The organism is Flavobacterium amnicola, from assembly GCF_004122165.1.
Lineage (GTDB): Bacteria > Bacteroidota > Bacteroidia > Flavobacteriales > Flavobacteriaceae > Flavobacterium > Flavobacterium amnicola.
Genome location: NZ_SBKO01000004.1, coordinates 78,031 through 102,186 on the forward strand (window position 1 = coordinate 78,031; position 24,156 = coordinate 102,186).

General features: G+C 32.2%; 22 protein-coding genes. 1 reads left to right on the forward strand and 21 read right to left on the reverse strand.

The annotated features are described in order from the left end of the window. Positions 1-5: 5 nt before the first annotated feature. Genes EQG63_RS09735 through EQG63_RS09800 form a run of 14 tightly spaced genes read right to left on the reverse strand, consistent with a single transcriptional unit; the run spans position 6 to position 13,813 of the window. Positions 6-1,025, reverse strand: a complete 1,020-nt coding sequence (locus EQG63_RS09735; RefSeq protein ID WP_129436182.1) for a glycosyltransferase family A protein — start codon at positions 1,023-1,025, stop codon at positions 6-8. A 2-nt stretch (positions 1,026-1,027) separates the two neighbouring features. Further along, entirely contained in the window at positions 1,028-1,921 is an 894-nt protein-coding gene (locus EQG63_RS09740) for a glycosyltransferase family 2 protein (RefSeq protein ID WP_129436183.1), read from the reverse strand. A 23-nt stretch (positions 1,922-1,944) separates the two neighbouring features. Further along, entirely contained in the window at positions 1,945-2,985 is a 1,041-nt protein-coding gene (locus EQG63_RS09745; protein ID WP_129436184.1) for an acyltransferase family protein, read from the reverse strand. Between the two features lie 41 nt (positions 2,986-3,026). Further along, positions 3,027-3,881, reverse strand: coding sequence for a glycosyltransferase family 2 protein (locus EQG63_RS09750; RefSeq protein WP_129436185.1), 855 nt, complete (start codon positions 3,879-3,881; stop codon positions 3,027-3,029). Between the two features lie 19 nt (positions 3,882-3,900). Further along, positions 3,901-5,094: a glycosyltransferase family 4 protein gene (locus EQG63_RS09755; protein WP_129436186.1), complete on the reverse strand. Its 1,194-nt coding sequence runs from the start codon at positions 5,092-5,094 to the stop codon at positions 3,901-3,903. After that, on the reverse strand, positions 5,091-6,242 hold the full coding sequence (locus EQG63_RS09760; RefSeq protein ID WP_129436187.1) for a glycosyltransferase family 1 protein: 1,152 nt from the start codon (positions 6,240-6,242) through the stop codon (positions 5,091-5,093). The genes EQG63_RS09755 and EQG63_RS09760 overlap by 4 nt, the downstream gene beginning before the upstream one ends. Next, positions 6,235-7,383 (reverse strand): dTDP-4-amino-4,6-dideoxygalactose transaminase, encoded by a 1,149-nt coding sequence (rffA, locus tag EQG63_RS09765; RefSeq protein ID WP_129436188.1) that lies wholly within the window; start codon positions 7,381-7,383, stop codon positions 6,235-6,237. The genes EQG63_RS09760 and rffA overlap by 8 nt, the downstream gene beginning before the upstream one ends. 57 nt (positions 7,384-7,440) lie before the next feature. Further along, complete coding sequence (locus tag EQG63_RS09770; protein WP_164974495.1) at positions 7,441-8,556, reverse strand: class I SAM-dependent methyltransferase; 1,116 nt, start codon at positions 8,554-8,556, stop codon at positions 7,441-7,443. A gap of 4 nt (positions 8,557-8,560) precedes the next feature. Continuing rightward, a complete protein-coding gene (locus tag EQG63_RS09775) occupies positions 8,561-9,361 on the reverse strand; it encodes a phytanoyl-CoA dioxygenase family protein (RefSeq protein ID WP_129436190.1) in 801 nt (266 codons plus the stop codon). 27 nt (positions 9,362-9,388) lie between these two features. Beyond that, on the reverse strand, positions 9,389-10,288 hold the full coding sequence (locus EQG63_RS09780) for a glycoside hydrolase family protein (RefSeq protein ID WP_129436191.1): 900 nt from the start codon (positions 10,286-10,288) through the stop codon (positions 9,389-9,391). Between the two features lie 2 nt (positions 10,289-10,290). Further along, the gene (locus EQG63_RS09785; RefSeq protein WP_129436192.1) at positions 10,291-10,959 is read right to left on the reverse strand and encodes an acetyltransferase; all 669 of its coding nucleotides are present in this window, start codon (positions 10,957-10,959) and stop codon (positions 10,291-10,293) included. A gap of 9 nt (positions 10,960-10,968) precedes the next feature. Continuing rightward, on the reverse strand, positions 10,969-11,667 hold the full coding sequence (locus EQG63_RS09790) for a WbqC family protein (RefSeq protein WP_129436193.1): 699 nt from the start codon (positions 11,665-11,667) through the stop codon (positions 10,969-10,971). Then, a complete protein-coding gene (locus EQG63_RS09795; RefSeq protein WP_129436194.1) occupies positions 11,667-12,944 on the reverse strand; it encodes an ABC transporter ATP-binding protein in 1,278 nt (425 codons plus the stop codon). Before EQG63_RS09795 ends, EQG63_RS09790 begins: the two co-directional genes overlap by 1 nt. 2 nt (positions 12,945-12,946) lie before the next feature. Next, entirely contained in the window at positions 12,947-13,813 is an 867-nt protein-coding gene (locus EQG63_RS09800) for an ABC transporter permease (RefSeq protein WP_129436195.1), read from the reverse strand. A gap of 142 nt (positions 13,814-13,955) precedes the next feature. Between EQG63_RS09800 and EQG63_RS09805 the strand changes: the two genes are divergently transcribed. Further along, positions 13,956-14,690, forward strand: a complete 735-nt coding sequence (locus tag EQG63_RS09805; RefSeq protein WP_129436196.1) for a tyrosine-protein phosphatase — start codon at positions 13,956-13,958, stop codon at positions 14,688-14,690. Between the two features lie 78 nt (positions 14,691-14,768). On the opposite strand, the gene EQG63_RS09810 is transcribed toward EQG63_RS09805, so the two are convergent. The 7 genes from EQG63_RS09810 to EQG63_RS09840 all read right to left on the reverse strand — a co-directional run bounded on the left by EQG63_RS09810 (position 14,769) and on the right by EQG63_RS09840 (position 24,155). After that, the gene (locus tag EQG63_RS09810) at positions 14,769-17,150 is read right to left on the reverse strand and encodes a GumC family protein (RefSeq protein ID WP_129436197.1); all 2,382 of its coding nucleotides are present in this window, start codon (positions 17,148-17,150) and stop codon (positions 14,769-14,771) included. A gap of 5 nt (positions 17,151-17,155) precedes the next feature. Further along, positions 17,156-17,938, reverse strand: a complete 783-nt coding sequence (locus tag EQG63_RS09815) for a polysaccharide biosynthesis/export family protein (RefSeq protein WP_129436198.1) — start codon at positions 17,936-17,938, stop codon at positions 17,156-17,158. Continuing rightward, positions 17,935-19,905, reverse strand: a complete 1,971-nt coding sequence (locus EQG63_RS09820) for a polysaccharide biosynthesis protein (RefSeq protein ID WP_129436199.1) — start codon at positions 19,903-19,905, stop codon at positions 17,935-17,937. The genes EQG63_RS09815 and EQG63_RS09820 overlap by 4 nt, the downstream gene beginning before the upstream one ends. A 69-nt stretch (positions 19,906-19,974) precedes the next feature. After that, entirely contained in the window at positions 19,975-21,096 is a 1,122-nt protein-coding gene (locus tag EQG63_RS09825; RefSeq protein WP_129436200.1) for a DegT/DnrJ/EryC1/StrS family aminotransferase, read from the reverse strand. Next, positions 21,086-22,042, reverse strand: a complete 957-nt coding sequence (locus EQG63_RS09830) for an MraY family glycosyltransferase (RefSeq protein ID WP_129436201.1) — start codon at positions 22,040-22,042, stop codon at positions 21,086-21,088. Before EQG63_RS09830 ends, EQG63_RS09825 begins: the two co-directional genes overlap by 11 nt. Before the next feature lie 9 nt (positions 22,043-22,051). Then, the gene (locus EQG63_RS09835; RefSeq protein WP_129436202.1) at positions 22,052-22,945 is read right to left on the reverse strand and encodes an NAD-dependent epimerase/dehydratase family protein; all 894 of its coding nucleotides are present in this window, start codon (positions 22,943-22,945) and stop codon (positions 22,052-22,054) included. 1 nt (position 22,946) lies between these two features. Then, positions 22,947-24,155: a glycosyltransferase family 4 protein gene (locus EQG63_RS09840; protein ID WP_129436203.1), complete on the reverse strand. Its 1,209-nt coding sequence runs from the start codon at positions 24,153-24,155 to the stop codon at positions 22,947-22,949. Position 24,156 lies beyond the last annotated feature (1 nt).

Below are 24,156 nucleotides of genomic sequence, written 5' to 3' on the forward strand. Positions count from 1 at the left end.
ATATCCTAATAATTTTTTGCCTCTTTTTTACTTAATCCCTTGTATTGCAAAAATAAGTTCCAAATGGGTTTTCTACATAGTATTTTTAAAAAAAAGATTTTTTTTAAGCTATTAAAAAGTTTTATACTATTATTTGTTTTTAATTTTGGACAAACCTGCTCTATATAGCTGTCATCTTTTAATGACAATATACATTCTTTCATCCAAGGTTCAAAAACATTTCCCATATGATATGCATAGTTATCTTCGGTTGACAATCTCCAATATCCCATATCAGCAACAGGAGCATCTAAAAAAACATTTTCAGTATCACCGCCTAAACTAAAATTAGAAAATCTATCTTGTAATTTATTAAAAATTGAACCACGATATGTAGTAACAAAATGTCCAGCACCTACAACAGCCTTGGTATTTTTATTTGAAATTGTTAAATTACTAGATAATTGATATTCATTATAAAAATTAGGATTTCCTATACTTTTTGCGAAATTTAACAATGCATCTCTATTAAATGTTGGCGTAAACTTCATTTTTTTAGAGAACATGTTTTCAACGATAATATTTGAGGTATTTTGCTTTAAAACTTTGGAAGATGGAGTAGGACAAACAGCTCCTGCTTTTGGATAAACCTCAAATATTTCATAGGTTTTTTTTTGCCAATTATTTAAAAACAATACATCCGCGTCAGTAATAGTTACTATTTGAAATTTATGTCCGGATACTCCTTTTAAAATAGCATTTAGTTTACCAATATTATTGGTATGTACCAATTCGTGAATTTTTTCCTCTTCTAATAAATCATTCAGATAATCTACAATCTCTTTACAACTTCCGTTATTAATAACACTAAAATAAGTTTTTTTATGTGATGTTTTAAACAACGTATCCAAACAATATTTCAAAATAACAAAGCTGTGCTTAAAATAGCCTTCCTGATTTGGTATATATACTGGGATAATAACCTGATGAAAAAAATCAGATATAGGTAATTCTTTATCTTTATTAGGATTAAAACCTATTCTCATAGCTACTTTTTAAAAAACAAAACATAAATTAACATTTTGCAATTGTTCGTTTTAAACAACCAAAAAAAATCTAACAAATATAGACTTTTAATAGTCTTTAAAATACTCATTTTCACAGTGCTTATTTGCATTTGGCACAAATTATTTAAAAGTTGTGCATATTGCTTTTTAGTGATTTTATTATTTACAAACTGTTGTTGTAAAACTTTTTTCAAACATAATGGCAACTGTAAGTACTTTAAAGTATCATTTGACATATTTTGATCATGGACACGATATAGCACTAATGGTTCATCGATGTAGTAAAATTGAGTATAAAATGATGTTTTAACCCAATATTCAACATCGGCAAATGTCCCAGGTATTGTTTCATTAAACCCACCCACTTTATCAATAATCTCTTTTCGGACTATAGGTGTCGGCATCATGATAGTCCAATTCCCCATCATTCGCATAAAAACATCTCCATGTTTTACGTTAGGAGATCCAGGTTTTCCAACAAATTCATCTTTTAACATGCCAGCTGCATCGATGACTTGACAATAGGTATGAACCAAACCAAAATCAGGATTTTCATCCAAAATATCAACTTGTTTTTGTAATTTTTCAGGAGTCCATAAATCATCATCATCAACAAATGCAATGTATTTCCCTTTTGCATTTTCAATTCCAACATTTCTTGGTTTTGCTGGACCTCCGGTATTGTCTATTTTGATGTAATATACTTTATCTAAAGAACTACAAAGCATCAAATTATCATCATTAGGAGTACCGTCATCCACCACAATAATTTCAAAATCTTGAAAGGATTGATTCAGAATACTTTCCAAAGTTAATTTTAAGTAATCCGTTCTTTTGTATGTTGGTATAACAACTGTAACTAATGGATTTTGCATAATAGTAATTTATTTAATACAGTTTAAAAACTCTTTTTAAATTTTAAAATCGGTTTTTCGACTATAATCCATGAAAGGTAAGATATAAATAGCAACAGTAAAAATTGTGCAGACAATTCATAATAATTGATTCCTGAATTATCAAAAGGAGATTCTACTTTAAACATTCTAAAAAATCTTCTCCAATAAGACGGCAAAGGGCAATGGTATAAATAAACACCGTAACTTATCATCCCAATAAAATTCAAAACTCGCGTATTTAGAATAGCAAATAGCAAGTTTTTTGGATTATTCTCTAGACAAATTCTGATGCAATTCAGAGTAATAACGGCAACAATTAATCGAATAGGAAATACTTTTATATACAACACCGTATACTGTAATAGCACAAATAGGATTAATGGTAAAAATGTGTATTTGATTGTTTTTTTAAACTGATTCGAAAATTCAGGTTTATACACCTCAACATAGGCAAAGAAAGCTCCTAATCCGAAGGCGTTTATACACGAAAGCGTTAAAATGTATGACATGTAATTGCTACAAAAAAATGGAAATATTGTTCCAATCAGAATACTAAATAAAAATAATTTGACAAAATGTTTTCTTAAAATAAACAGCAATAATAAAGGCCAAACGAGATAAAACTGTTCTTCCACTGCAAGCGACCATAAATGAGCCATCATGCCATGCCACTCTTGGGTATCATAAAAGAAATAATTGGAAGTATAGGTTAAATAGTAAACAAAACCTTGTTTAATTTCAGGTCCGTTGGTAAAATACAAGACCAACAATAGCAAATAATAAATTGGAAATATTCGCAAGGTTCTTCGAATGATAAATCCTTTAATGGCTCCTATTTTTTCTTTGAAAGTTTCTCCAATGCTTTCCCTTTTATTCAATAATATTCTTGAAATCAAGAAACCACTTAAAACGAAAAAGATATCAACTCCAATTCCGCCTAACGGAAAACTTTTTAAAATATGATTTGCCGGAAACCAATGCTCAATTATTACTAAAATTACTGCTATTGCTCTTAAACCATTTAGTCCATTTATATGATTCATCAACTTACTTTGTTATTATATTCAAACTTCAAAAAACCAAATTATGATTTAAAACAATTTTTAATATATCTAAATGGCTGCAATATTAGCTTTCCTATTTTAAATTCAATAGCATTTTTATATTTTAATTCGTTTTTTTTGTTGCGATCGGCGAGATCTGTGAGATAAGTAACCGTTTCAGTAAAATGCTTTTGATATAGCTCCTGATGCTTGAGATAAATATATTTCAGGTTTGCTTCTCTATGATATATTTTAGAAGCTTTATCTAGTGATAGTTGTGCTTCTTTTTGTCTGTAATTGAAAAGAAACTCAGGAATAGTAAAAATAGTCCATCCACTTTTGGTTAAAGCAATCCAAAATTCCCAATCTTCAAAACCGTTTTTCATTTTCTCATCATATCCACCAATGGTTTCCCAACATTTTTTTCGAATTAGTGCGAAGGAAACGCTGTTGTTGTCAAACAAAAAATCATCAACACTTCCGCCTTTTGGGGAATGTTGATGAATTATCTGATGGTTATTAACGAATATATTACAGTAACAAGAAACAGCACCTATACGTTGGTTTTCATCTAAAATGGGAACTGCTTTTTCTAAAAAACGTGTATCGAAAGTATCGTCTCCGTCTAATGTTAAAATGTATTCTGCTTTTGCGACTTTAAAACCATTATTTCTGGCAATACTTGACCCTTGATTTAATTGAGTAATAATCTGAAGTTTTTCGTTTTTAAACCCAGAAAGCACTCTTTTTGTGGCTTCATCTGAACCATCATCCACAATAATAATTTCAAAATCCTGAAACGTCTGGTTTAAAACCGACTGCACCGTTTCCTGAATATAATCTTTATCATTATAACACGGAATTACTACCGAAACTTTAGGATTGTTGTGAATCATTTTTAAGTTATAAATGCAATTAATTTTTGTTCAACAATAACCCTTTGTAGTTCTTATTGAAGTTATCAATTCCAAATTCTTTTTGAGCATACATATAAGCATTACTCGATACTTGATTAAAAGTAGAATTATCTTGGTAAAGTTCTATTATTTTTTGAACAAATTTTTCAATTATCACTGTATCATCTTTATCATTTTCAATTAAAAAACCGTTATGACCGTCGACTATATGCTCGCAAATTCCTCCCACGTTTGTAGAAATAGGGACAACTCCATTGCTCATGGCTTCCATAATAACTACTGGAAATCCTTCGCGATACGAGGTAATTAGAATTATATTGGCTTTTTGATACAATTCGTTTAAAACCTTCTCGTTGGTAATTTCACCTTTATTATGGATTCCAGCCGAAATAATTACATCATTATTCAAATCCAAATCGGTTCCAGCCATAGCAAAATCTATATTTGAATGTATTCCTTTGACTTTTTTAGCAATTTCTATAAACAATTCTGGTCTTTTCTCTTTGGCCCATCTTCCAACGTATATCACTGAAAAATTATCCGAAGGCTTTTCAACAAATGACGTATTCATGGCAATCAAACCATTAGGAATGATTTTAACTTGATTAAAATACTGAGTCAGTTTATTTTCAGCATACAATTCTTTAAAATCGTCAGCCGTTTTATGATTAATCACCACTCTAGTATTCAAAAGAGGGACGCAGGGTAAACTATAAATTTCTAATCCGTAATCCGGTTTAGAAAACGCATGTATTAAGTCAACTTTTTTAATGGAAGGAGAAAGCAATGGCAAAAAATCATAATAATACATCGAATTACAGCCAAAAACTGAAATCAGCTTATTATTTTCGTTTAAATGATTGGCTACAACTTTACTAAAAAACTTTCTGATGGTTAAATTTCTGTTCAAAAACTCAAAAACTTCGTAGGTATTTGCCAACGTTTCAAATTGCTTTTTGAAATGATTTGACTCCGATTTGTTTGTAAAAAAGATATAGGCATTAGGGTTTTCAATAGCTTTAACAATATTCAAATGTACTTTTTCGGCGCCACCGGTATGATAAAATGGAAAAAAAAAGACAACTTCAGCCTTCTTTATCTTTTTTAATTCTGTGATAAGAAAAGGAACCAATTTCAACAAAGCGACAACTTTGAGAGGGAAAAATTTTATATGAATTAGTAATGCTTTCATTTTTGCGCCAATACATCTTTGTAAACGTTATCCAAAACAACAATAATTTTTTTGACATCCCTATTTTGGACTACATCTTCAAACTGAAGCGTTGACAGTTCATTTGCCTGTTCGGCATCCGTTAATATTTTCACACTTCTATCCACAAATTTTGTCAGGTTTTTATAGTGAGGATATATTTTATTTTCAGATGTTATTGGTTTCTCAAAAAAGTCCCAACATAACAATGGCAACCCAGTAGAACAAATATCAAAACCTGCATAACCTGCAGGACGGTCATTATTATAGCCCTGAAACCAAGACAAGTCAATGTGTTCTGCCAGAACCGTTTTTACAATATCCTCTTGATGCCCTCTGAAAAAAACTTTTTCGGATAATTCCAGGTTTCTCAAATAATGATTTACACCTTCAATTTCTGGATCGCCTGTTCCAAAAATATGCAACTCCGTATTGGGTAATTTTTCCAACAATAACTGAAAAGAATAGAAAAAGGGATCTAAGGGTTTGTATTTATCTAATCGGGTGAAAATTCCGATTTTTTTAACTTTACTATCAATATATGTCCAATCTTTCTGCTCTTTTTCAATTTTTAAAACCAATGGAAAAAACCAGTGGTTTATTTTTTTGAACTGACTGTATTCAAATTCAAACTCATTTTCAGAAAAACCAGACATGAAATTGTAAGGATAGTCAAAATCAAATTTTTTATACAAATCGGGATTTTGAAACTTAGCGGACATCGAATTAATTAAGCTTTTTCGAACGATACTTTCCGGTAAATTGGGGATAAAAGTATATTCGCCCATCCAATGAATTAAGTCAAAAGAGGATAAAAAGGCCGCTAATTTTTCCATTTTAAAATTAGAAGTCTTTTTAACTTTAAAAATTTTCCTATAAACTCTAGAGAATAAATCGCTTTTTACTTTGGCAAGAAAATCGTCGATATAATAAATTTTTGTCCCGAGTTCTAAATGTTTTTGATCATAATAGCGTTGCCACTTGCTGTTTTTATTGTCTTTGGACTCAATGCATAAAATGAAAATCTCATATTTGTTTTTATCTAAGGCACAATCCATTTCATAGGCTAAGCGCTCGGCTCCACCTTTAAAAAATTCCGCAACAACAAATAATACTTTTACTTTATTCATTTTTCAATGTACTAATAATGGTCGCCACATCTTCATTTGACAATTCGTAATACATTGGCAAACGTAATAATGCATTGGAATAATGATCACTCCAAGACAACTCTCCTCCTTTGTGTTTATCTTGGTAAAAAGGACTTTTATGCAGACTCAAATAATGAAAAACAGCATAAATACTTTTGCTTTTTAATCTTTCAATGGCTTCCATTCTTTTTTCCAAAGATTCAAAAACCAAATAAAACATATGCGCATTGTTTGTGGCATTGTCTGGTATTTGCGGAAGTTTGAAATTTTTATCTGCTGCTAATTGCTGCAAGCCTGCATAATATTGATTCCAAATACTTTTTCTTTTAATTTGTATGTCTTCCAACTGTTCAATTTGCGCCCATAAAAATGCGGCGATAACTTCTGAAGGTAAAAATGAAGACCCTATATCAACCCAACCATATTTATCCACTTCGCCTCTAAAAAAAGCAGAACGATTAGTTCCTTTTTCCCAGATTATCTCGGCTCGATTTGAAAACTGAGTATCGTTAATTACCAACATGCCACCTTCACCGGAAATAATATTTTTGGTTTCATGAAAAGAAAATGCGGCCAAGTGTCCTATAGAGCCCAATGCCTTTTTTACACCATCTTTACCTATGTGATAACTATCAATAGCTTGGGCTGCATCTTCTATAACAAACAAATTATATCGGTTAGCAATTTCCATAATGGCATCCATATCACAAGCAATTCCGGCATAGTGTACGGGAACAATGGCTTTTGTTTTTGACGTAATTAAACTTTCAATTTTACTAGCGTCAATGTTAGGATTGTCGGGACTAGAATCGGCAAAAATAATATTAGCACCTCTTAACACAAAAGCATTGGAAGTAGAAACAAAGGTATAAGAAGGCATAATCACTTCGTCTCCAGGCTGAATATCGATTAAAATAGCAGCCATTTCAAGAGCATCAGTACATGATGTCGTTAATAAACATTTTTCAAAGCCATATTTATTTTCAAAATACTCCTGGCAAAGCTGGGTGTATTTACCATTTCCAGAAATTTTACCTGAAGCAACAGCATCTGTGATATAAATCGTTTCTTTTCCTGTAAGGTAAGGTTTATTGAAACCTATATGTTTATAATTTGCCATTTGTAATCGTTATAATCTCAAAAACTAATTCATTTTTTTACTCAAAGAAATATAATATTAACTAATTTTATTTGAAAATGGTGAATAAAATTTCAATCCCGAAACTGTTTTAAATTTTTCTTTTAAAAACTCATGGTAATGAGGATTGGCTAATAAAATTAAAAAGCTGTCTTTTACTATATTCTTGTTAATTGCTTCTTCAACACTTATCACATTTTCTTCAGATTTTGCTTTTACATCATCAATAAAACAATTGACTACCGAATTTAATTGGGTATACGATTGATAGAAAAAAGAAGTTTCGCCATAACCAAAAGCCACTAAATTTTCGCTTGTGTTTTGTTTTAAAAAAGTATTCAGATTTTCAATCCAAACGTTAGAAGCATAAAAATTATGGTTTTTCTCGTATTTGATTTCACTCAAGGTAGTAGCATTTTTTCGTAAAACAAAATACCCCATAGTCGTCATGCATTTGTATCCTACTTCATAGTTTTCTACTGTGAAACCATTTTTTTGACACAAATAAACAAACTGATTTACTGTAAAATGATGTAAATGATCCAGAAAATACACATCGAAACTTTCAGTATCCTGAATTGGAAGCCCTATGACAATTATGCTGTTATCGTTTGCAATATGCCAATTCTTTTGCAAGAAATCGTTGGGATCAATAGTGTGTTCAATAACGCAGCTCGAAAAAATAAAGTCGTATTTTTCTTTTTCCGAAATTTCTTCGTAACCAATATTCCTGATCTTTGCAATTGCGCTAGCATATTTGGCCGCTTTTTCACTTGGTTCAACACCATATTTGTCTTTGATCTCAAACAAGTTTAACAAATTACCACTACCGCATCCAATTTCGATAATGCTCTTACAATCTTCAATTCGATTGCCAACCAATTTGGTTATCCATTCCAAATGCATTTCACTTTTAAGCATTTTTTCGCCTTGGAAAATATATACAGGATCGTTATTTACAACATTTAGTTTGTAATAATTTTTATAAAAATCATTTAAAAAAGAAATATCCGACGATCTTACTGTACCGCAATTTGAACATTCTTGTTTACTAATTGTTAAATCTACAATTTGCCCGTCAGATGACATGGAAGGATTATTATCAAGCACTTCTGAAAACGAAGATGCTCCACAAACATAACAAGGAATATTCATGTTTTTATCTATTAAGTTTGTTGGTTCTCCATTCGACATCACTAGAAGGAGTATTAGAATGGTATCCTAAGAATTTTGCTAAAAAAGGATTGTCGGAATACTTTCCGTTTAAAGCGGAATGCAAATCGATTTGTTGTTTTAAGATGGGCACAACATATACGTTGTTGATAGCTCTTCGAGTAAAATTAGCTGAATTGTAACCTGCTTTATGAAAAAGCATCGAATCGAATAAAATTACCGAACCTGCTTTTGCCACGACTTGTTTGCTGTATTTTTCTACAAATTGAGAAGAAGGAATCGACTCCACTCTGTGAGAATGTGGTAATACAAATGTTGCTCCAGACTCGTTGGTAAAATCATCAATACAAAATAAGGCTCCGATGGCCAATGGCTTTGAAATTACAAAGTTTTGATATGGCAAATCACGATGCCAAGAACTCTGATGATGTTCTTCGTTTGGTTTGTTAATTATTCCATTTTGAAGATGAAGTATAAAATAATTTCCAATAATTTTTTCAACAACTTCAAGAACACTAGCTTTAGTAGCTATGTTCAAAAAGAATTCGTCATAAACCAATGGACATCTTACAGTATTATTTTCACTTATTTTTTTTAGATTTTCTTCTCCAAAGTTTTCTTTTTGGATTTCGTAAATACTGTCAAGCTTAACTCTACAATCTTCTAATTCTTGAGTATTAAGCACATCATTCAATATTGAAAATCCATTAATTTGTAATTCTTCAATATGAGAATCGACCAAATCATTAAGTTTAGTTTGTTGATTGACACCGTATGATTTTTCCATAACTTAATTAATCTTTTTACTGAATTATTATTCTAGAATAGCAATACCAAAACCAGCTTTACCAAATTCATTTCCGTTGTATAGCATATACCATTTGTTTTTATGTTCAAAAACAAAGGGATAGCAAATCATTTCGCTGTCCCATCCTTTTTCTGAAACATCTATACCTACTTCATTATGTTTGCGCTGCCATACGATTCCATCTGTACTATGTGAATATCCAATTCTGTATTTCGTTCCGTCTCCACTTCTATAGGAATACCACATGTGATATCCATTTTGATCAATCATAACGGTTGGTCTTGAAAAAGCTTGTGCTTCTCCAAGTTCATAAGGTATGGCGATTCCGTGTTTTTTCCAATTTTCTCCATCGAGCGATGTGGCATATTTGATAACATGAATCATTTCCCCATTCTCGGTATTCCATGTGACTGTTGACCCGTACCACATTTTATAAATTCCCTCATGATAGACAACATACGGATATGATAAACTTACCTCATCTTCTGCATCAACCGTCATAAATGGTGAATTGGGAACCAATGTAAATTCGGCATTGTTTTTTAATTCCAATCTTCCGACGTCACCTCTCCAATGTTCATTGTTTCGTATGTTCCAACCCATGAAAAGTATGTAATTTTTCTCATTTTGAGCATATAAATTACCAATACTTACACCATGCGAATAAAATGAATTGGGTTCACCATAAACAAAAACGGGCTCAGAACATTCGTTTAAAATCGCTAAAGTTTCAATGTCCAAATCTACATAACCAACGGATGATTTATTGTCTTTGTCTCTTCCGCTGAAAAAAACCCTGTAATTATTTCCATCCAGATGTACTGCCAAAGGGTTTGAAGCATGAGACTGTAAAAGTGGATGCTTAATTTTATAATAGTAAACCTGTCCTAATTTTTTCCAATTCATTATTATGAGATCTTTATTTCATCACTTTTTTTGTCATAAAGAATCGTTTTGGCTGGAAGGTATACATCGGCTTCGTTTGTATCTTTAACAACAATAGCTCCGGCAGCAATTAGCGTTTTACTTGCAATTTTGATTCCATCGCGCAATGTGGCATTAACACCTAAAAAACAATTGTTTTTTATTTCAGTAAATCCGGAAATGACTACGTGTGATGTTATAAAATTATGATCTCCAATAACCACATCGTGACCAATATGATTCCCAGACCACAAAACGTTATTGCTTCCAATTTTCACAAAAGGCTGAATGGTGTTATCTTCTAAAATTAAATTATTATCTCCAATGTTTTCTTCTGTTAAAAAGGAACACTTTGGACTGATATAATTTGGCAGCAAATAGCCTAAACTTTTCACTTTATTGTATAATTTTTCCCTTATGGTGTTCATTTCATTATATCCGACTGCGATAAAAGCATCGCATTGATTTGGCGGGAATAATTCGACCAAAGATTCCAATTCAAAAACAGGAAAGTTATAAAACTGCTCAACATTTTTATATTGCTTGTCAACAGCAAAACCAACTACTTCGTAGTTTGTATCTTTATTAAAATAAAATGCCGCCAATTTTGCGTTGTTAGATAAGCCAATAATTACTACTTTTTTATTCTTCATTATCTAAAACTATTTTTCATTTAGAAATTTAAACATTTTTTTTGCATCTGAGCCTGTATTGAATAGTAAATCTACAATAGACACACCATGCTCAAATGGTTCGTGCATTTGTTTATAGACCGGATAACCTGAATAATCAAAGTAATGAATTCCAATATTTGCATCCTTAAAAACTCTTTCATTCATATAGGCTTTCGCAGCTGGTCCTGAATAATAATCAGTACCCTCAAGTTGAAGGCAAATGTCTAATAATCGTTCTGAGCGTTCTTCTTTTAAATCAAATTCGGAAGAAAAGCGAATATCTGTTTTTATGTCTAAAATTTCACAAATAGCATTTATGAATTGGTAATTTATTTCGGTTAAATAAACAGACTTTGAGTTCAAATACAATTCCTCAAAAAAGTCTTTGTACTCTTTAAAATGGTTCGCTTTACTATAATTCTGCTTTATTACGTTCCAATGATCTTTGTTCCAATTGGCATCGGAAATTTTAGTTTCGTTAATTTTCTGAAAAAACTTTCCTTTTACTTCTACAGGAATAGTCAACCATTTACTGCCAGCTGGAGTTTTAATCACATTTCTATTTCTCCAATCTCTACGGGTAAACTGCATATCATCGTATATCACAAACTCATCTGCCAAGGCAATTGCATCAAAATATCCTTTCCATGGAATATAGTTAGACTGAGTGATTACAATTTTTTTCATTATACTTTTTTGCCATTAAGAAACCATGGCAACTGTGGTCTGATAATTCCGTTTATTTTTCCTAAGTATCCTGATTCTCTTTTTATGTCTTTAACTTCAAAAGTCAACAATTCAGTATTGCTGTATAAATCAGCCATATCGTTGGTATGGAAATAAACAAATATTTGATAGATATCGTCATTTAAAAAATTGGATGGTATTTGGCAAGATACCTCAGTTACGCCACCAATTGTACAATTAAATTTGTTACCAGAGCCAAAAACCACATCTCCTTTAATTGTAAGCAAATCATAGCCAATAGAGATTGTTTCTTTATTGGTTAAATTAACAATTTTCATTCTAAAATCGATCGTAGAAGTTACATCAATAACCGAATCTTTATCGGTTGCAGAAGCGTTTTCGATACTGGCATACATGATGCGGATATTTGCATTACCAATGGCGTCTGAAATCGATTCAAATTTAACTTTTCTTTCTGAAAAAGAACTGTCTTGTAAATATTCTGAAATAATTTTTGTAGGATTTCCACTAGACAAAACTGTTCCATTTCTCATACTTATGACACGAGTACACAGTGACTCAACTGCAGCCATGTTATGACTTACAAACAAAACAGTTCTACCGGATTGCTTTGAAATATCTTTCATTTTACCGATGGCTTTCTTTTGAAACTCGGCATCACCGACAGCCAATACCTCATCGACCACTAAAATTTCAGGGTCTAAGTGAGCCGCTACAGCAAACGCCAATCGGACCATCATTCCGCTACTGTACCTTTTAACTGGTGTATCAATATACCGTTCACAACCTGAAAATTCAATGATTTCATCAATTTTAGAAGTGATTTCTTTTTTGGTCATTCCCAGAATAGCGCCATTCAAATAAATATTTTCGCGTCCTGTCATTTCAGGATGGAAACCCGTTCCAACTTCCAAAAGAGAAGCAATTCTACCTTTGGTTTTTATGCTACCTGTGGTTGGGGATGTTACTCTGGATAATATTTTTAGCAATGTTGATTTACCTGCTCCGTTTTTTCCAATGATTCCAAGTACTTCTCCTCTATCGACTTCAAAATTAATATTTTGTAATGCCCACACATACTCTGAATCCCCTTTTTTACTACGATCATTGGTTTCACCAATTTTAAGAAAAGGATCCTCTTTGCCTCTTATTTTTGCCCACCAACGATTTAAGTCATGAGAAATAGTCCCGGTACCTACTTGTCCAAGTCTGTACTGTTTCGATACATTTTCTATTTTTAAAATTACTTCACTCATGATTAAATAACGTCTATAAAGTTCTTCTCTGTTCTATTAAATACAAAAACACCAGCAAAAAATATCACAACTGAAAAAATAAAAGAATACAATACTCCGAAAAAATCTAACTTACCACTACCCAAATATGCATATTTAAAAAAATCAAAAATACTGGTTAATGGATTTAAATATACTAAATAATGAAGTGATTCAGGCAACTTTTCTAAGGCTAATGATGTTGGGTAAACGATTGGAGTAATATACATATAAAGGGAAATACCAAAAGAGATAACAAATGTCAAATCTCTGTATTTTGTTGTCATTGATGTAATAATCATTCCTAGTCCCAAAGCCAGTAATATCATTACGAATAGTAATATTGGCGTATAAAGAGTATATAAATTAGGGCTTACATTATAACCGTTGTACATACAATAAAAAAGTACACCTAGAAAGAAAACAAATTGAATTCCAAATTTTACCAAATTAGAAAATACAATTGCCAAGGGCATTATTAATCGAGGAAAATAGACTTTTCCAAATAAATTCTGATTAGCTTTAAATACTTCAGAAGTAGATTTAAAACAATCCGAAAAGTAAAACCATAAAACATTTCCAGCTAGCACAAACAAAAAATAAGGAACTCCATCCGAAGGAATATTTGATATTCTGCTGAAAATTACAAACTGAATAAAAGAAGTTATTAACGGCTGAATAATGAACCAAATTGGACCTAGAATAGTTTGCTTATAAAAAGTAACAATATCTCTTTTCACAAAAAGGAACAACAAATCTTTATAATGCCATAATTCTTTATAATCTAGTTCAAACAATCCTTTTTTAGACGAAATTTCAAATAACCATTCATCATCGTTATTTCCTTGCATTCTCACGTATTATTATATGTTTTTGTAAATCTATAAATTTAATTTTATTAGTAAAATAAAAAAGGTCTAAAAGTACGTTAATTCATAACATTAGAATAAATATTAATCTTACTTTTGTACCCCAAATTAAAATGTCTTAAAATTGATCTTTTTCAACAAAAACAAAACCCTACTCAAGGACATAATTCCACAAGGATTTACAGATATCCATTCTCATATCATGTTTGGGATAGATGATGGCGCGCAAACGGAGGAAGATTCGGTGTTTTTAATAAACAGTCTAATTGATTTTGGAGTTGAAAATTTCATTACTACTCCACATACTTTTAGTGGTTTTTGGGACAATTCCTCTGAAAAAATTTTGAAAAAAGAAAACGAAGTCAAAGCCTTATTTCAAAAAAACAACATCACTAATTCGTTCAAAACCGCTTCGGAATATTTAATGGATGATCACTTTGTCGAATTATTTAAAAACAAAGACATTCTAACTCTAAAAGACAATTATGTTTTAGTAGAAATGTCTTATTTAAACCCTCCGATTCAGTTGTATTCCATCATTTTTGACATGCAAGTGGCTGGTTATAAACCTGTACTAGCTCATCCAGAACGGTATACGTTTTACCATAAAAATTTTGATGAGTATAAAAAACTTAAAAACCAAGGTTGTTTGTTCCAATTAAACCTACTTTCTACTGTTGGTTATTATGGAAAAGAGGTTCAAGAAACTGCCTTTAAACTATTAAAAATGGGCATGATTGATTTTGTAGGGAGTGATGTGCATCATAAAAAACACATCAAAGCTTTTGACATTAAAATAAATTTAAGAGATTTAACTCCATTAAAAGAAGCCATCCAAAACAATACTTTTTTTAAATAGATAATAAACCTAATGTGATATAACACGTTTACAATAAAACAAAAAAGCGAGAAATTTAAATTTCTCGCTTTTTTGTTATTAATTCAAAAATGGTAATTGACTCAACATTTTTCTATACCATGGTTTTTTATTTTTAGTAGATTCTACATAGCCGTAGCCGTAGCCGTAACCTTTGCTAACATCTGTATCATTTAACAAGAGTGACATGTTAGGTAGTTTCTTTTCTCTATAAAGTGTTTCCGGAACTTTCAACAATGTTTTGTCGAGGTAATTGGCGCGAACTACATAAATAAAAGCATCAGCAAATTGAGAAATCAATAAGGTATCGGTAACCAAGCTAACTGGGGCAGTATCTACAATGATATAATCGTATAAATTTTTTAATTCGGCAAACATGTCTCCTACTTTTTTACCCATTAAAAGTTCGGCTGGATTTGGTGGGATAATACCTGCTGGTAAAATATCAAAATGCTCGTATCCTTTTTGATTGATAATATAATCTTCAATTGATTTATCATTATTTGATAAAAAATTGGTAACACCATGACTCGGTAACTTTATATATTCATCTAATTTAGGATTTCGAATATCCATCCCAATCAATAATACTTTTCTTCCAGAAATAGCAATGGTAGCCGCTAAGTTTACCGCAATAAAAGTCTTGCCCTCTGCCGGTAAAGTAGAAGTCATAAAAATAGTTTTTGCCTGATTTTGAATGGAATTATTCAAGATAAATTCAAGGTTGGTTCTCACAATTCGAATGGCTTCGGCTGAACTAGTACGACTATCTGGTTTGATTAATTCATTATTAGAATCTGAATGGGGAACATCTCCAATAAACGGAATACCTAATTTATCAACATCTTGTCTGTTTTTCACTTTAGTATCAAGCAAATTCAATACATAAATAATAGCAACTGGAATTAGTATTCCCAACAATAATGATATTAAATAAACCAAACTATTTTTTGGTGAAACCGGAATAGGAGAACTAAAAGCTTTATCAACTACTTTTGAGTGAGGAGCGGTTGCTGCTAAGGAAATAGCTGTTTCTTCGCGTTTTTTAAACAAGTACAAATACAACTCTTCTTTTATTTGCTGTTGACGAAAAATCCCTCTATATTCTCTTTCTATTTGAGGCAATTGAGATATTTTTCCTTGAATGGATCCTTTTTGTGAATTGATACCATAGCTTTTTGCTTGTAAAGAAGATCGTAATTTGTATAAACTCTCATTAACATTCCCACGAAGTGCATTAATTTTATCGCTCAATCGCACTACAATGGGGTTATCTGGCATAGAACTCTTTAAAATTCTATTACGTTCAATGACTAAATTATTGTATTCCCCAATTAATGTTGCCGAACCTGTATCGTCAGGAATAATATTAGATGGAATGATATCATTGGTGCTATTTTTTAAATGACCAATCATCATATCAACTACAGTTAACTGAGTAGTGATAGAAATTCCTTCGGCAATATATTTTTCATTCGAACGAAGGTTTAATTCTGCCTCGGTAGGAATATCGGTTATGTTTTTGCTCTTTTTATAATTTTCGGCTTGGCGCTCCACTCCATCTAATTCGGTAGTAATAATACTTAATCGATCGTTGATAAATTTCGCCGTTTTCTCTGAAATTAAATTTTTATCATTTATTGCACCTTCATTATAAATTTCGACCATCTTATCAAGATAATCTTTTGCTTTAGTAGGTACCTCATCATTAATGTTCAATTCTACTACATTTGAAAATTTAGACAAAGTCGCAACCCCAAGTTTGGCTTTAAATCCTTCCGCACAATTTTGCAAATTTGTTAATTTAACAATTGTTCTACCATTGGTAAAAGGAACAATTTTACTCTTTTTATTTATAACAACATTTTTGACCACTTGAATCGGTCCTAAATCTTCAGAATTTATAATTTGATTAAATGCAAACTCACCATGACTCGTGTTTTCTTTGTCTAGTATTTCAAAACGTGAAGGTGACTTTACATCAATTGTGAATACAGTATCTATTTTATAAAATCGATCGTCTTTGTTTAAGAAATTGACTTTAATCGGGTTAGACCCATAGGCATCGGATGATTTAATTCTTCCTTCAGAAATATAGGTGATATTAAATTCACCAGATTTAACAGTTTTTTCAGCTATAGATCTTGATTTTAAAATCTCAATTTCATCATCAATTACATTTTTCTTTCCCGAAAACAAACCTAAGTCTTCAAATGCAGAAAGCTCGGAAGCCAAATTACCCGATTGTTCGTCTTTAATTAATAACGATGTAGAAGCTTTATATACTGGAACAGCATATCGTAAGTATAATTTTGCTAAAATTAAACATAAAATAACGCTCAGCAAAAACCACTTCCAATGAATGAGGTATTTGGAAAGAGCTTCCTTAAAATTAATATTTGATTCTTCAATAACAGAATCTGAAGTGTAACTATTTTGCATTAATTTTATTTTTTAAATAACAGTACTAAAGAAATTAATACCGATGATAATGAAATCCAAACTGGAATATTTTGATTAAAGGTAGAGGAATTGGCTTTTGCCGCATTAGGTTCTACATATATTAAATCATTTTGTTTCAAATAATACGCTGGTGAGTTAATAAAATCAGATTTTGACATATCGACCTTAAGTATTGCTTTTTTATTATCTACTTCGCGAATTACTGTAACATTATTTCTTTTTCCATAAATTGTCATATCGCCCGCCATACTTAACGCTTCAGGCAATGTAATACGTTCTGAATTGATAGGATAACTTCCTGGACGCGCCACTTCTCCTTGAACCGAAACCTTAAAGTTCATAATACGAAGGTTAACAATAGGATTTTTGATATATTTTGAAGACAATCGGTTTCTTAAATCTTTTACCACTTCCGATTTTGTTTTATCTATAACATTCAGAGTTCCTAATACTGGGAATTCTATAGTCCCGTTTTTATCTACCAAATACATTTGATGCTGTCTTTGTGCGGAAATATTTTGACCTATCATGGAGGGAACAATTGTCGATTCTAAATTGAATGGAGCCGCAGCCTCTGCGTCTTCAGCAGAAACTATAATCAATAACAAATCATCGGGTTGAATTGTCGCGTCATACGTGTTAGAAAACGAATTTGATGTTTGTCCATCAATACTTTGATAGTAAGCAATATTTTTTTGTTGCTTACAACTAACAAGGGTAAGAACAGCAATAATAACCAGGCTTTTATATATCGTATTTAGTTTCATTTGGTATCTAATATTTCAAAAGAGGAATTTAAACTTATGTATTCTGGAACAATTTGTTTCATTTTAGCAACAATTAAATTGGCTTCATAATTTTGAGCCAATTGCATTACTTCTGAAACATCTTGATCAATATTCTCAAATTTTTCAATCACTTCCTGTGCAATCATTATTTTTTCATGATGGGTAGGTAAGGTTTTGGATTGATCGGTCAATAATTCTTCGTACAATTTTTCACCCGGACGCAAACCTACTACTTTAATTTTGATTTCTTTCTCGGGCACATACCCTGCCAATCGAATCATTTTTTTGGCTAAATCATAAATTTTGACCGGTTTCCCCATGTCAAAAATATAAATTTCACCTCCATTTCCCATACCTCCAGCTTCCAGTACCAATTGACAAGCCTCTGGAATCGTCATGAAATAGCGTATAATTTCTTCGTGTGTTATGGTCACAGGACCTCCCTCGGCGATTTGTTTCGAAAACAAAGGCACGACAGAACCATTGGAACCTAAAACATTTCCAAAACGCGTAGTTATAAATTTTGTTGTATCGGAATTGGATTTTAATTCGTTAAAAAATAACGATTGGACATATTTTTCGGCAATTCGCTTACTAGCCCCCATTACATTACTAGGATTCACCGCTTTATCGGTAGAAACCATCACAAATTTTTCAACTCCAAATTCAACCGCTAAATCGGCTAAATTTTTAGTCCCCATCACATTCGCAAAAATGGCTTGAGAAGGATTCTCCTCCATTAATGGGACGTGTTTATAGGCTGCCGCATGATAAATTAAATGCGGCTTATACATCTCCAGAATTCTAGCAATTCCGTTTTTATCGCGTATATCTGCAATAAGCGATATGATTTCAATTTTATTATTTAATTTTTGAATTTCAAGCGTTAAATCATGAAGTGGCGATTCTGCTTGATCTAGAATTAGAAGTTTCTCTGGTTCAAAATTCAATAACTGACGAACAATTTCACTTCCAATAGAACCAGCTGCACCTGTTACTAAAATCGTTTTGTTCTGGATCTGATTTGAAATCAATTTATTATCCAAAACGATTGGCTTTCGGTCTAATAAATCTTCAATTTGGAAACTCTTAATTTTTTTAGAAATTTCTTGTTGATTCTCCCAGTCCGTAATTAAAGGAACGGTGTACACTTTTAAATTGTACTCTAAACAATCGTCAACAATAATCATTTGTTCTTCTTTTGACAAACTTTTGTCGGCAACAATTAATGCTTCTGCCCCCATAGAACGCATAATAACGGAAATTTTTTTCTTCTGACTAACAATCGGCAGATTCAAAATACGCTTTGTATCGTTCAAATTGTATTTATCTATGAAACCTAAAATTTTAAATCGGGAAGGAATTTCAGCATTTAAAGCATTGGTAATTGAAATGGCATTCGCATCGGCTCCATAAATTAAAGCATTTACTAATTTTCCTCCTTGAATAGGCTTAACTATGTTCTCGAAAACTTGTTTCACTAAAACACGATAAGAAAACAATAAAAAAAAGGAAAATAGTGGATTTAAAATTAAAGCAATGGTGATGTACAAATCGTACTTAAAAACATACTTACTTACAACATCAATAAACACCAAAACTGCTGTTGAAAAAGCTAAGGAAAAAAATATTTTTATGGCATCAATAAAAGACGAGTGTCTGATAATCCCAGCATAGGTTTTAAACCACCAAAAAAAGAAAATATTTACCCCGAAATATAAAACGAGTTTTAAAGAATAATTTTCACCCTTAAAAAAATCGAGACTTAACCAAAGAAACACAAAATAAGTAAACGCACATGACATTGCTATAGCCGCAATATCAAGCAGTAAAATAACCCATCTAGGAAGGTATCCTAAATTTTTTATGTTAAAATTTGAACCAGCTGTTGACTGTAAAATTTGTCGAATAACCGATTTAAAATTTGCCTTATCTTTAATTTCCAAGTGTTCTAGTATTGAATAAGATAGTTCCCCAATGGCAAATTAAGTAAATTCCGTATGGAATACCGCATATTATGCGAAAAATTTTCGCATAACTTCAAGAATTTTTTCTTTTTCAAGTGCAGTAGTATTCGAACTGGAAGGCAAACACAATCCGTTATTAAATAAATTTTCCGCCACCTGCTGTCCATAATACGGTGCATCTGAAAAAATGGGTTGCAAATGCATTGGTTTCCAAAGTGGTCTGGTTTCGATATTTTCGGCTTCAAATGCCAAACGCAAGGCCTCTCTTTTTTTGTACGAATCTAGCAAAATCGCACTTAACCAATGGTTTGAAAAATAATCATTTGTGGGCTCGTGCAATACTTTTACTTGGTCAATATTTTGAAAAAAATCAAAATACAGTTGATGCATATCGCGACGCAAACCAACATACTCCGTTAATACTTCCATTTGACCGCGACCAATACCCGCACAAATATTATTCATTCTGTAGTTATACCCAATCTGGCTGTGTTGGTAATGAGGAGCAGTTTCACGGGCTTGGGTAGCTAAAAAAATAGCTCTTTCTTTAATTTTTACATCTGAAGTAACCAAAGCGCCACCTCCGGAAGTCGTAATAACTTTATTGCCATTAAAAGACAAAATACTGATATCGCCTAACGTCCCACATTTTTGATTTTTATAGGTACTGCCGAGTGCTTCTGCACTATCTTCCACTAACGGAATAGCATACTTTTGAGCTATTGTGCTTATTTCATCGTGTTTGTAAGGCATTCCGTATAAATGCACTGCAATTATTGCTTTTGGTTTCTTCCCTTTTGAAATACGATCAACAATCGCTTCTTCTAGTGCAATTGGACACATATTCCAGGTATCCAGTTCACTATCTACAAAAACAGGGGACGCACCTAAATACACAATAGGGTTAGCTGATGCCGAAAAAGTCATACTTTGGCAAATCACCTCATCATCTTTTTGAACTCCTAACACCACCAAAGCCAGATGTAAGGCCGCTGTTCCAGAACTTAAAGCGGCAACATAAGAATCCGCTTTTAAATATTGTTCCAAATCAGCTTCAAAACCGGCAATATTTTCCCCTTTCACATCAATCCAATTTGGCGATTGAAAAATATATTTTTCTTCCTTCCCAGATAAGTGTGATTGCGATAAATGGATTCGGTTATTGTGCATCGTTCAATCGTTTAATAAGATAAAATTTGGTCCCATAAATGGCTACTAAGGGCAATACAATCAGTAAAAACAAATACACTGGGTTTATTTGGTGGTACCAAATTATTAAAAAAGAGCACAACAACTGGAGTACCCCATAAAAAAGAGCAACCAAACGATGCTGAATTTTGTAATCATTACTTAGAATCTGGTAGAAATGGTGACGGTGTGCTTCAAATATATTTTCTCTTAAATACAAACGGTGAATAATTGTACAAACAGTATCTACTCCATAAACCGCCAAAAACAATAACCAAATTATAGTATTCGTCGCAATAATCAACTGAATTAAAACATAGATTATCCAAAAAGCAATTCCGATACTTCCAATATCACCTGCGAAACATTTTGCCCTTTTTCTGAAATTAAAAAAAAGAAAAACCAAACTGGCAATCATCGGATAAATTAAAAAAGAAGATGACAGAAAAGGATGAATCATCTCATTAACATACCAAAGCGAAGCAAACACTACAGTAGTATATACCCCAGTAATTCCGTTGATTCCATCCATGAAATTATAGGCATTTATAATTCCGATAAATAACACATAGGCTAGTAATACAATCCAAAAAGGAAGTACTTGAAATAAATTTAAACTATAAAACACGGTTGTTATGGCAATGAAATGTGCCAGCAATCGTACTTTATTCGGTAAACTTTGAATATCGTCCCAAAAACTAACCAAACTCATAATCGAAATCCCTACAAAAAACCATTTGGCTTCTTGAAAATGCTGCATTGTGTAGAGTAAGGCTGCTAACCAAAAAATGACACCTCCCCCTCTCAAAGTGATTTCGGTATGGGCACTGCGGTGGTTGGGTTTGTCAATAATATTGTACTTGTCGGCCACTTTAAAGTAGACCAACTCTAAAACAAAAAGTACGACTAAAATTAATAAATATTCCATTTTTATATGTTAACGAAAAGATGTAAACGTAATCATCAAACCTTCTCTCGACGAAACGGGCATTGGTTTTTGAATGGCTTTCACAATTTTATGATTACTAACTACATAATTTTCAGTTAATTTATGTAATCTTTCTGTGTTTAAAGGCAAATGCAAATAATCCCCCGATTTTGCTATCGTTTTTATCCAATGGGCAGGTACTTTCCATATCCTACTCTTCTTACCTAGGCTTTCTCCTAATAATTCGATTACATTATTGGTCGACAATGAAACATCATCGGCTACATTATACACCCCAGAAGGAATTGTTTTTTGATGCAATAATTCTTGAATCACAAAGCACAGATTTTCGATACTTAAAAACGAACGTTGGTTTTGAAAACTTCCTAACGGCCATGGAAATCCTTTGGAAACCAATTGAAACAATAAATTTAAATTGCCTTTGTTTCCGGGACCATGAATCATACATGGACGTAAAATATAGACCCGTTTGTTAGGCGGTATATTGTTTAAAATATAGTGTTCTGCTTTTAATTTTGATTGGCCATACGCGGTTACGGGAGTAGGCACATCTTCTTCTGTTAAAACACCTTCCACGATATCTTTTACTGCTTTTACAGAGCTCATATACACAAAAACTTCCGATTCTGATTTCAGAAAACAATCATAGATTTTTTTGGTCAGCTCATAATTCACTTCAAAATAGGCCTCCGCATTGCTCGTCTTTTTTAAATCGTGAGCTTTACCTGCCAAATGAATTACCGCATCTGCTTTCAAATCTATAGTCTCTTTCCAATTGTCATTTCGTAACGACAAGGATTGTATCTCACAATTTGCTTGCTCCAAATAGTGGGAAAGGTTCGTTCCGACAAATCCTGAAAAACCGGTGATTACCACTTTCATTTTATCTTCCTTCAATTATCTCGTTCAAATTATTAATACATTTTTCCATCTTGAAATGCTTTTCGTAATAGGCTGCTCCCGATTTCCCCATCGCAGTTCGCTCTTCAGCGTTCAGATAATATAACTTAAGCACGATTTGAGCCAATTCTTTATAATCGCCAGCTCCAGCACTAAAACCACATTTTGCTTCATTTACAAGTGAAGCCCCTTCTCCATTCATCATCGCCAATATGGGCTTTGAAGCACTCATATACGCTTGAACTTTGGCTGGAACTGTTACATTAAATATCAATTCGTCTTTTAAAGACACTAACAATCCGTCGGCTTTATTAAAAAACGACGACATCGCTTCGATTGGATGTTTTCCCATCAGGTAAATAGTATCTTCTAAATGATGTTCTTTGATAAACTCTTCTACGAAAGATTTACTTCTTCCATCGCCAACTAAAATAAATTTTATATCCGAATATTGCTTCAATTCCAAAGCAGCCAAAGCCACATTTTCCATGTCTTGAGACGTTCCAATATTTCCAGCAAAAAGTATTTTAAATCCTTCGGGTAAATTTGGAATAGGAAAATTAGCATCTCCTTTCGATATGGTATCTTCCGACCAATTAGGGAAATAAATTAACTTATCGGCATAATTCCCTTTCTCCAAAATTGACTTTTGAAACCCTTTGGAACTAATTAATATTTTATCAGAATTATTATAAATGTACTTCACAATTTTATCAAAAAAACCGAGAACGAATTTATTTTTTATTCCACCCGCCGAAGTCAAACTTTCAGGCCATAAATCAAGCACCCAAAAATAAATCGGAATTTTACATATTTTTTTGACCACAATAGCCGGAAAACCTTGTGTGATAGGTGATGGCTCGTGAACAATTATAGCATCGTATTTATTGCTGAAGGTTAAAAAAAGTGCTTTTATTGAGGCAAAAAAGGCCCAACTGAAATAGTTCAAAAACAATTTAACGCCTCCGCCTTTTCCGCGAGGAATCAGCAAGGCTCGAACCACCTCAACACCGTTTATGGTTTCTTTTCTTTTCTTAAAAAAACCATACCCTTTGTAAATATTACCTTCTGGATAATTGGGCAATCCCGTTAACACTGTCACTTGATGCCCTTTCTTTTGAAGTTCAAAAGCAATATCATTACTTTTAAAATTTTCGGGATAAAAGTATTGTGTTACTAAAAGTATCCTCATC

Coding starts and splice junctions, on each gene's coding strand:
- EQG63_RS09755 (WP_129436186.1), bottom strand. CDS start 5,094: ATGAAAGCATTACTAATTCATATAAAATTTTTCCCTCTCAAAGTTGTC.
- EQG63_RS09825 (WP_129436200.1), bottom strand. CDS start 21,096: ATGCACAATAACCGAATCCATTTATCGCAATCACACTTATCTGGGAAG.
- EQG63_RS09815 (WP_129436198.1), bottom strand. CDS start 17,938: ATGAAACTAAATACGATATATAAAAGCCTGGTTATTATTGCTGTTCTT.
- EQG63_RS09785 (WP_129436192.1), bottom strand. CDS start 10,959: ATGAAGAATAAAAAAGTAGTAATTATTGGCTTATCTAACAACGCAAAA.
- EQG63_RS09795 (WP_129436194.1), bottom strand. CDS start 12,944: ATGAGTGAAGTAATTTTAAAAATAGAAAATGTATCGAAACAGTACAGA.
- EQG63_RS09780 (WP_129436191.1), bottom strand. CDS start 10,288: ATGAATTGGAAAAAATTAGGACAGGTTTACTATTATAAAATTAAGCAT.
- EQG63_RS09760 (WP_129436187.1), bottom strand. CDS start 6,242: ATGAATAAAGTAAAAGTATTATTTGTTGTTGCGGAATTTTTTAAAGGT.
- EQG63_RS09740 (WP_129436183.1), bottom strand. CDS start 1,921: ATGCAAAATCCATTAGTTACAGTTGTTATACCAACATACAAAAGAACG.
- EQG63_RS09750 (WP_129436185.1), bottom strand. CDS start 3,881: ATGATTCACAACAATCCTAAAGTTTCGGTAGTAATTCCGTGTTATAAT.
- rffA (WP_129436188.1), bottom strand. CDS start 7,383: ATGGCAAATTATAAACATATAGGTTTCAATAAACCTTACCTTACAGGA.
- EQG63_RS09830 (WP_129436201.1), bottom strand. CDS start 22,042: ATGGAATATTTATTAATTTTAGTCGTACTTTTTGTTTTAGAGTTGGTC.
- EQG63_RS09745 (WP_129436184.1), bottom strand. CDS start 2,985: ATGAATCATATAAATGGACTAAATGGTTTAAGAGCAATAGCAGTAATT.
- EQG63_RS09810 (WP_129436197.1), bottom strand. CDS start 17,150: ATGCAAAATAGTTACACTTCAGATTCTGTTATTGAAGAATCAAATATT.
- EQG63_RS09735 (WP_129436182.1), bottom strand. CDS start 1,025: ATGAGAATAGGTTTTAATCCTAATAAAGATAAAGAATTACCTATATCT.
- EQG63_RS09775 (WP_129436190.1), bottom strand. CDS start 9,361: ATGGAAAAATCATACGGTGTCAATCAACAAACTAAACTTAATGATTTG.
- EQG63_RS09790 (WP_129436193.1), bottom strand. CDS start 11,667: ATGAAAAAAATTGTAATCACTCAGTCTAACTATATTCCATGGAAAGGA.
- EQG63_RS09770 (WP_164974495.1), bottom strand. CDS start 8,556: ATGAATATTCCTTGTTATGTTTGTGGAGCATCTTCGTTTTCAGAAGTG.
- EQG63_RS09800 (WP_129436195.1), bottom strand. CDS start 13,813: ATGCAAGGAAATAACGATGATGAATGGTTATTTGAAATTTCGTCTAAA.
- EQG63_RS09840 (WP_129436203.1), bottom strand. CDS start 24,155: ATGAGGATACTTTTAGTAACACAATACTTTTATCCCGAAAATTTTAAA.
- EQG63_RS09835 (WP_129436202.1), bottom strand. CDS start 22,945: ATGAAAGTGGTAATCACCGGTTTTTCAGGATTTGTCGGAACGAACCTT.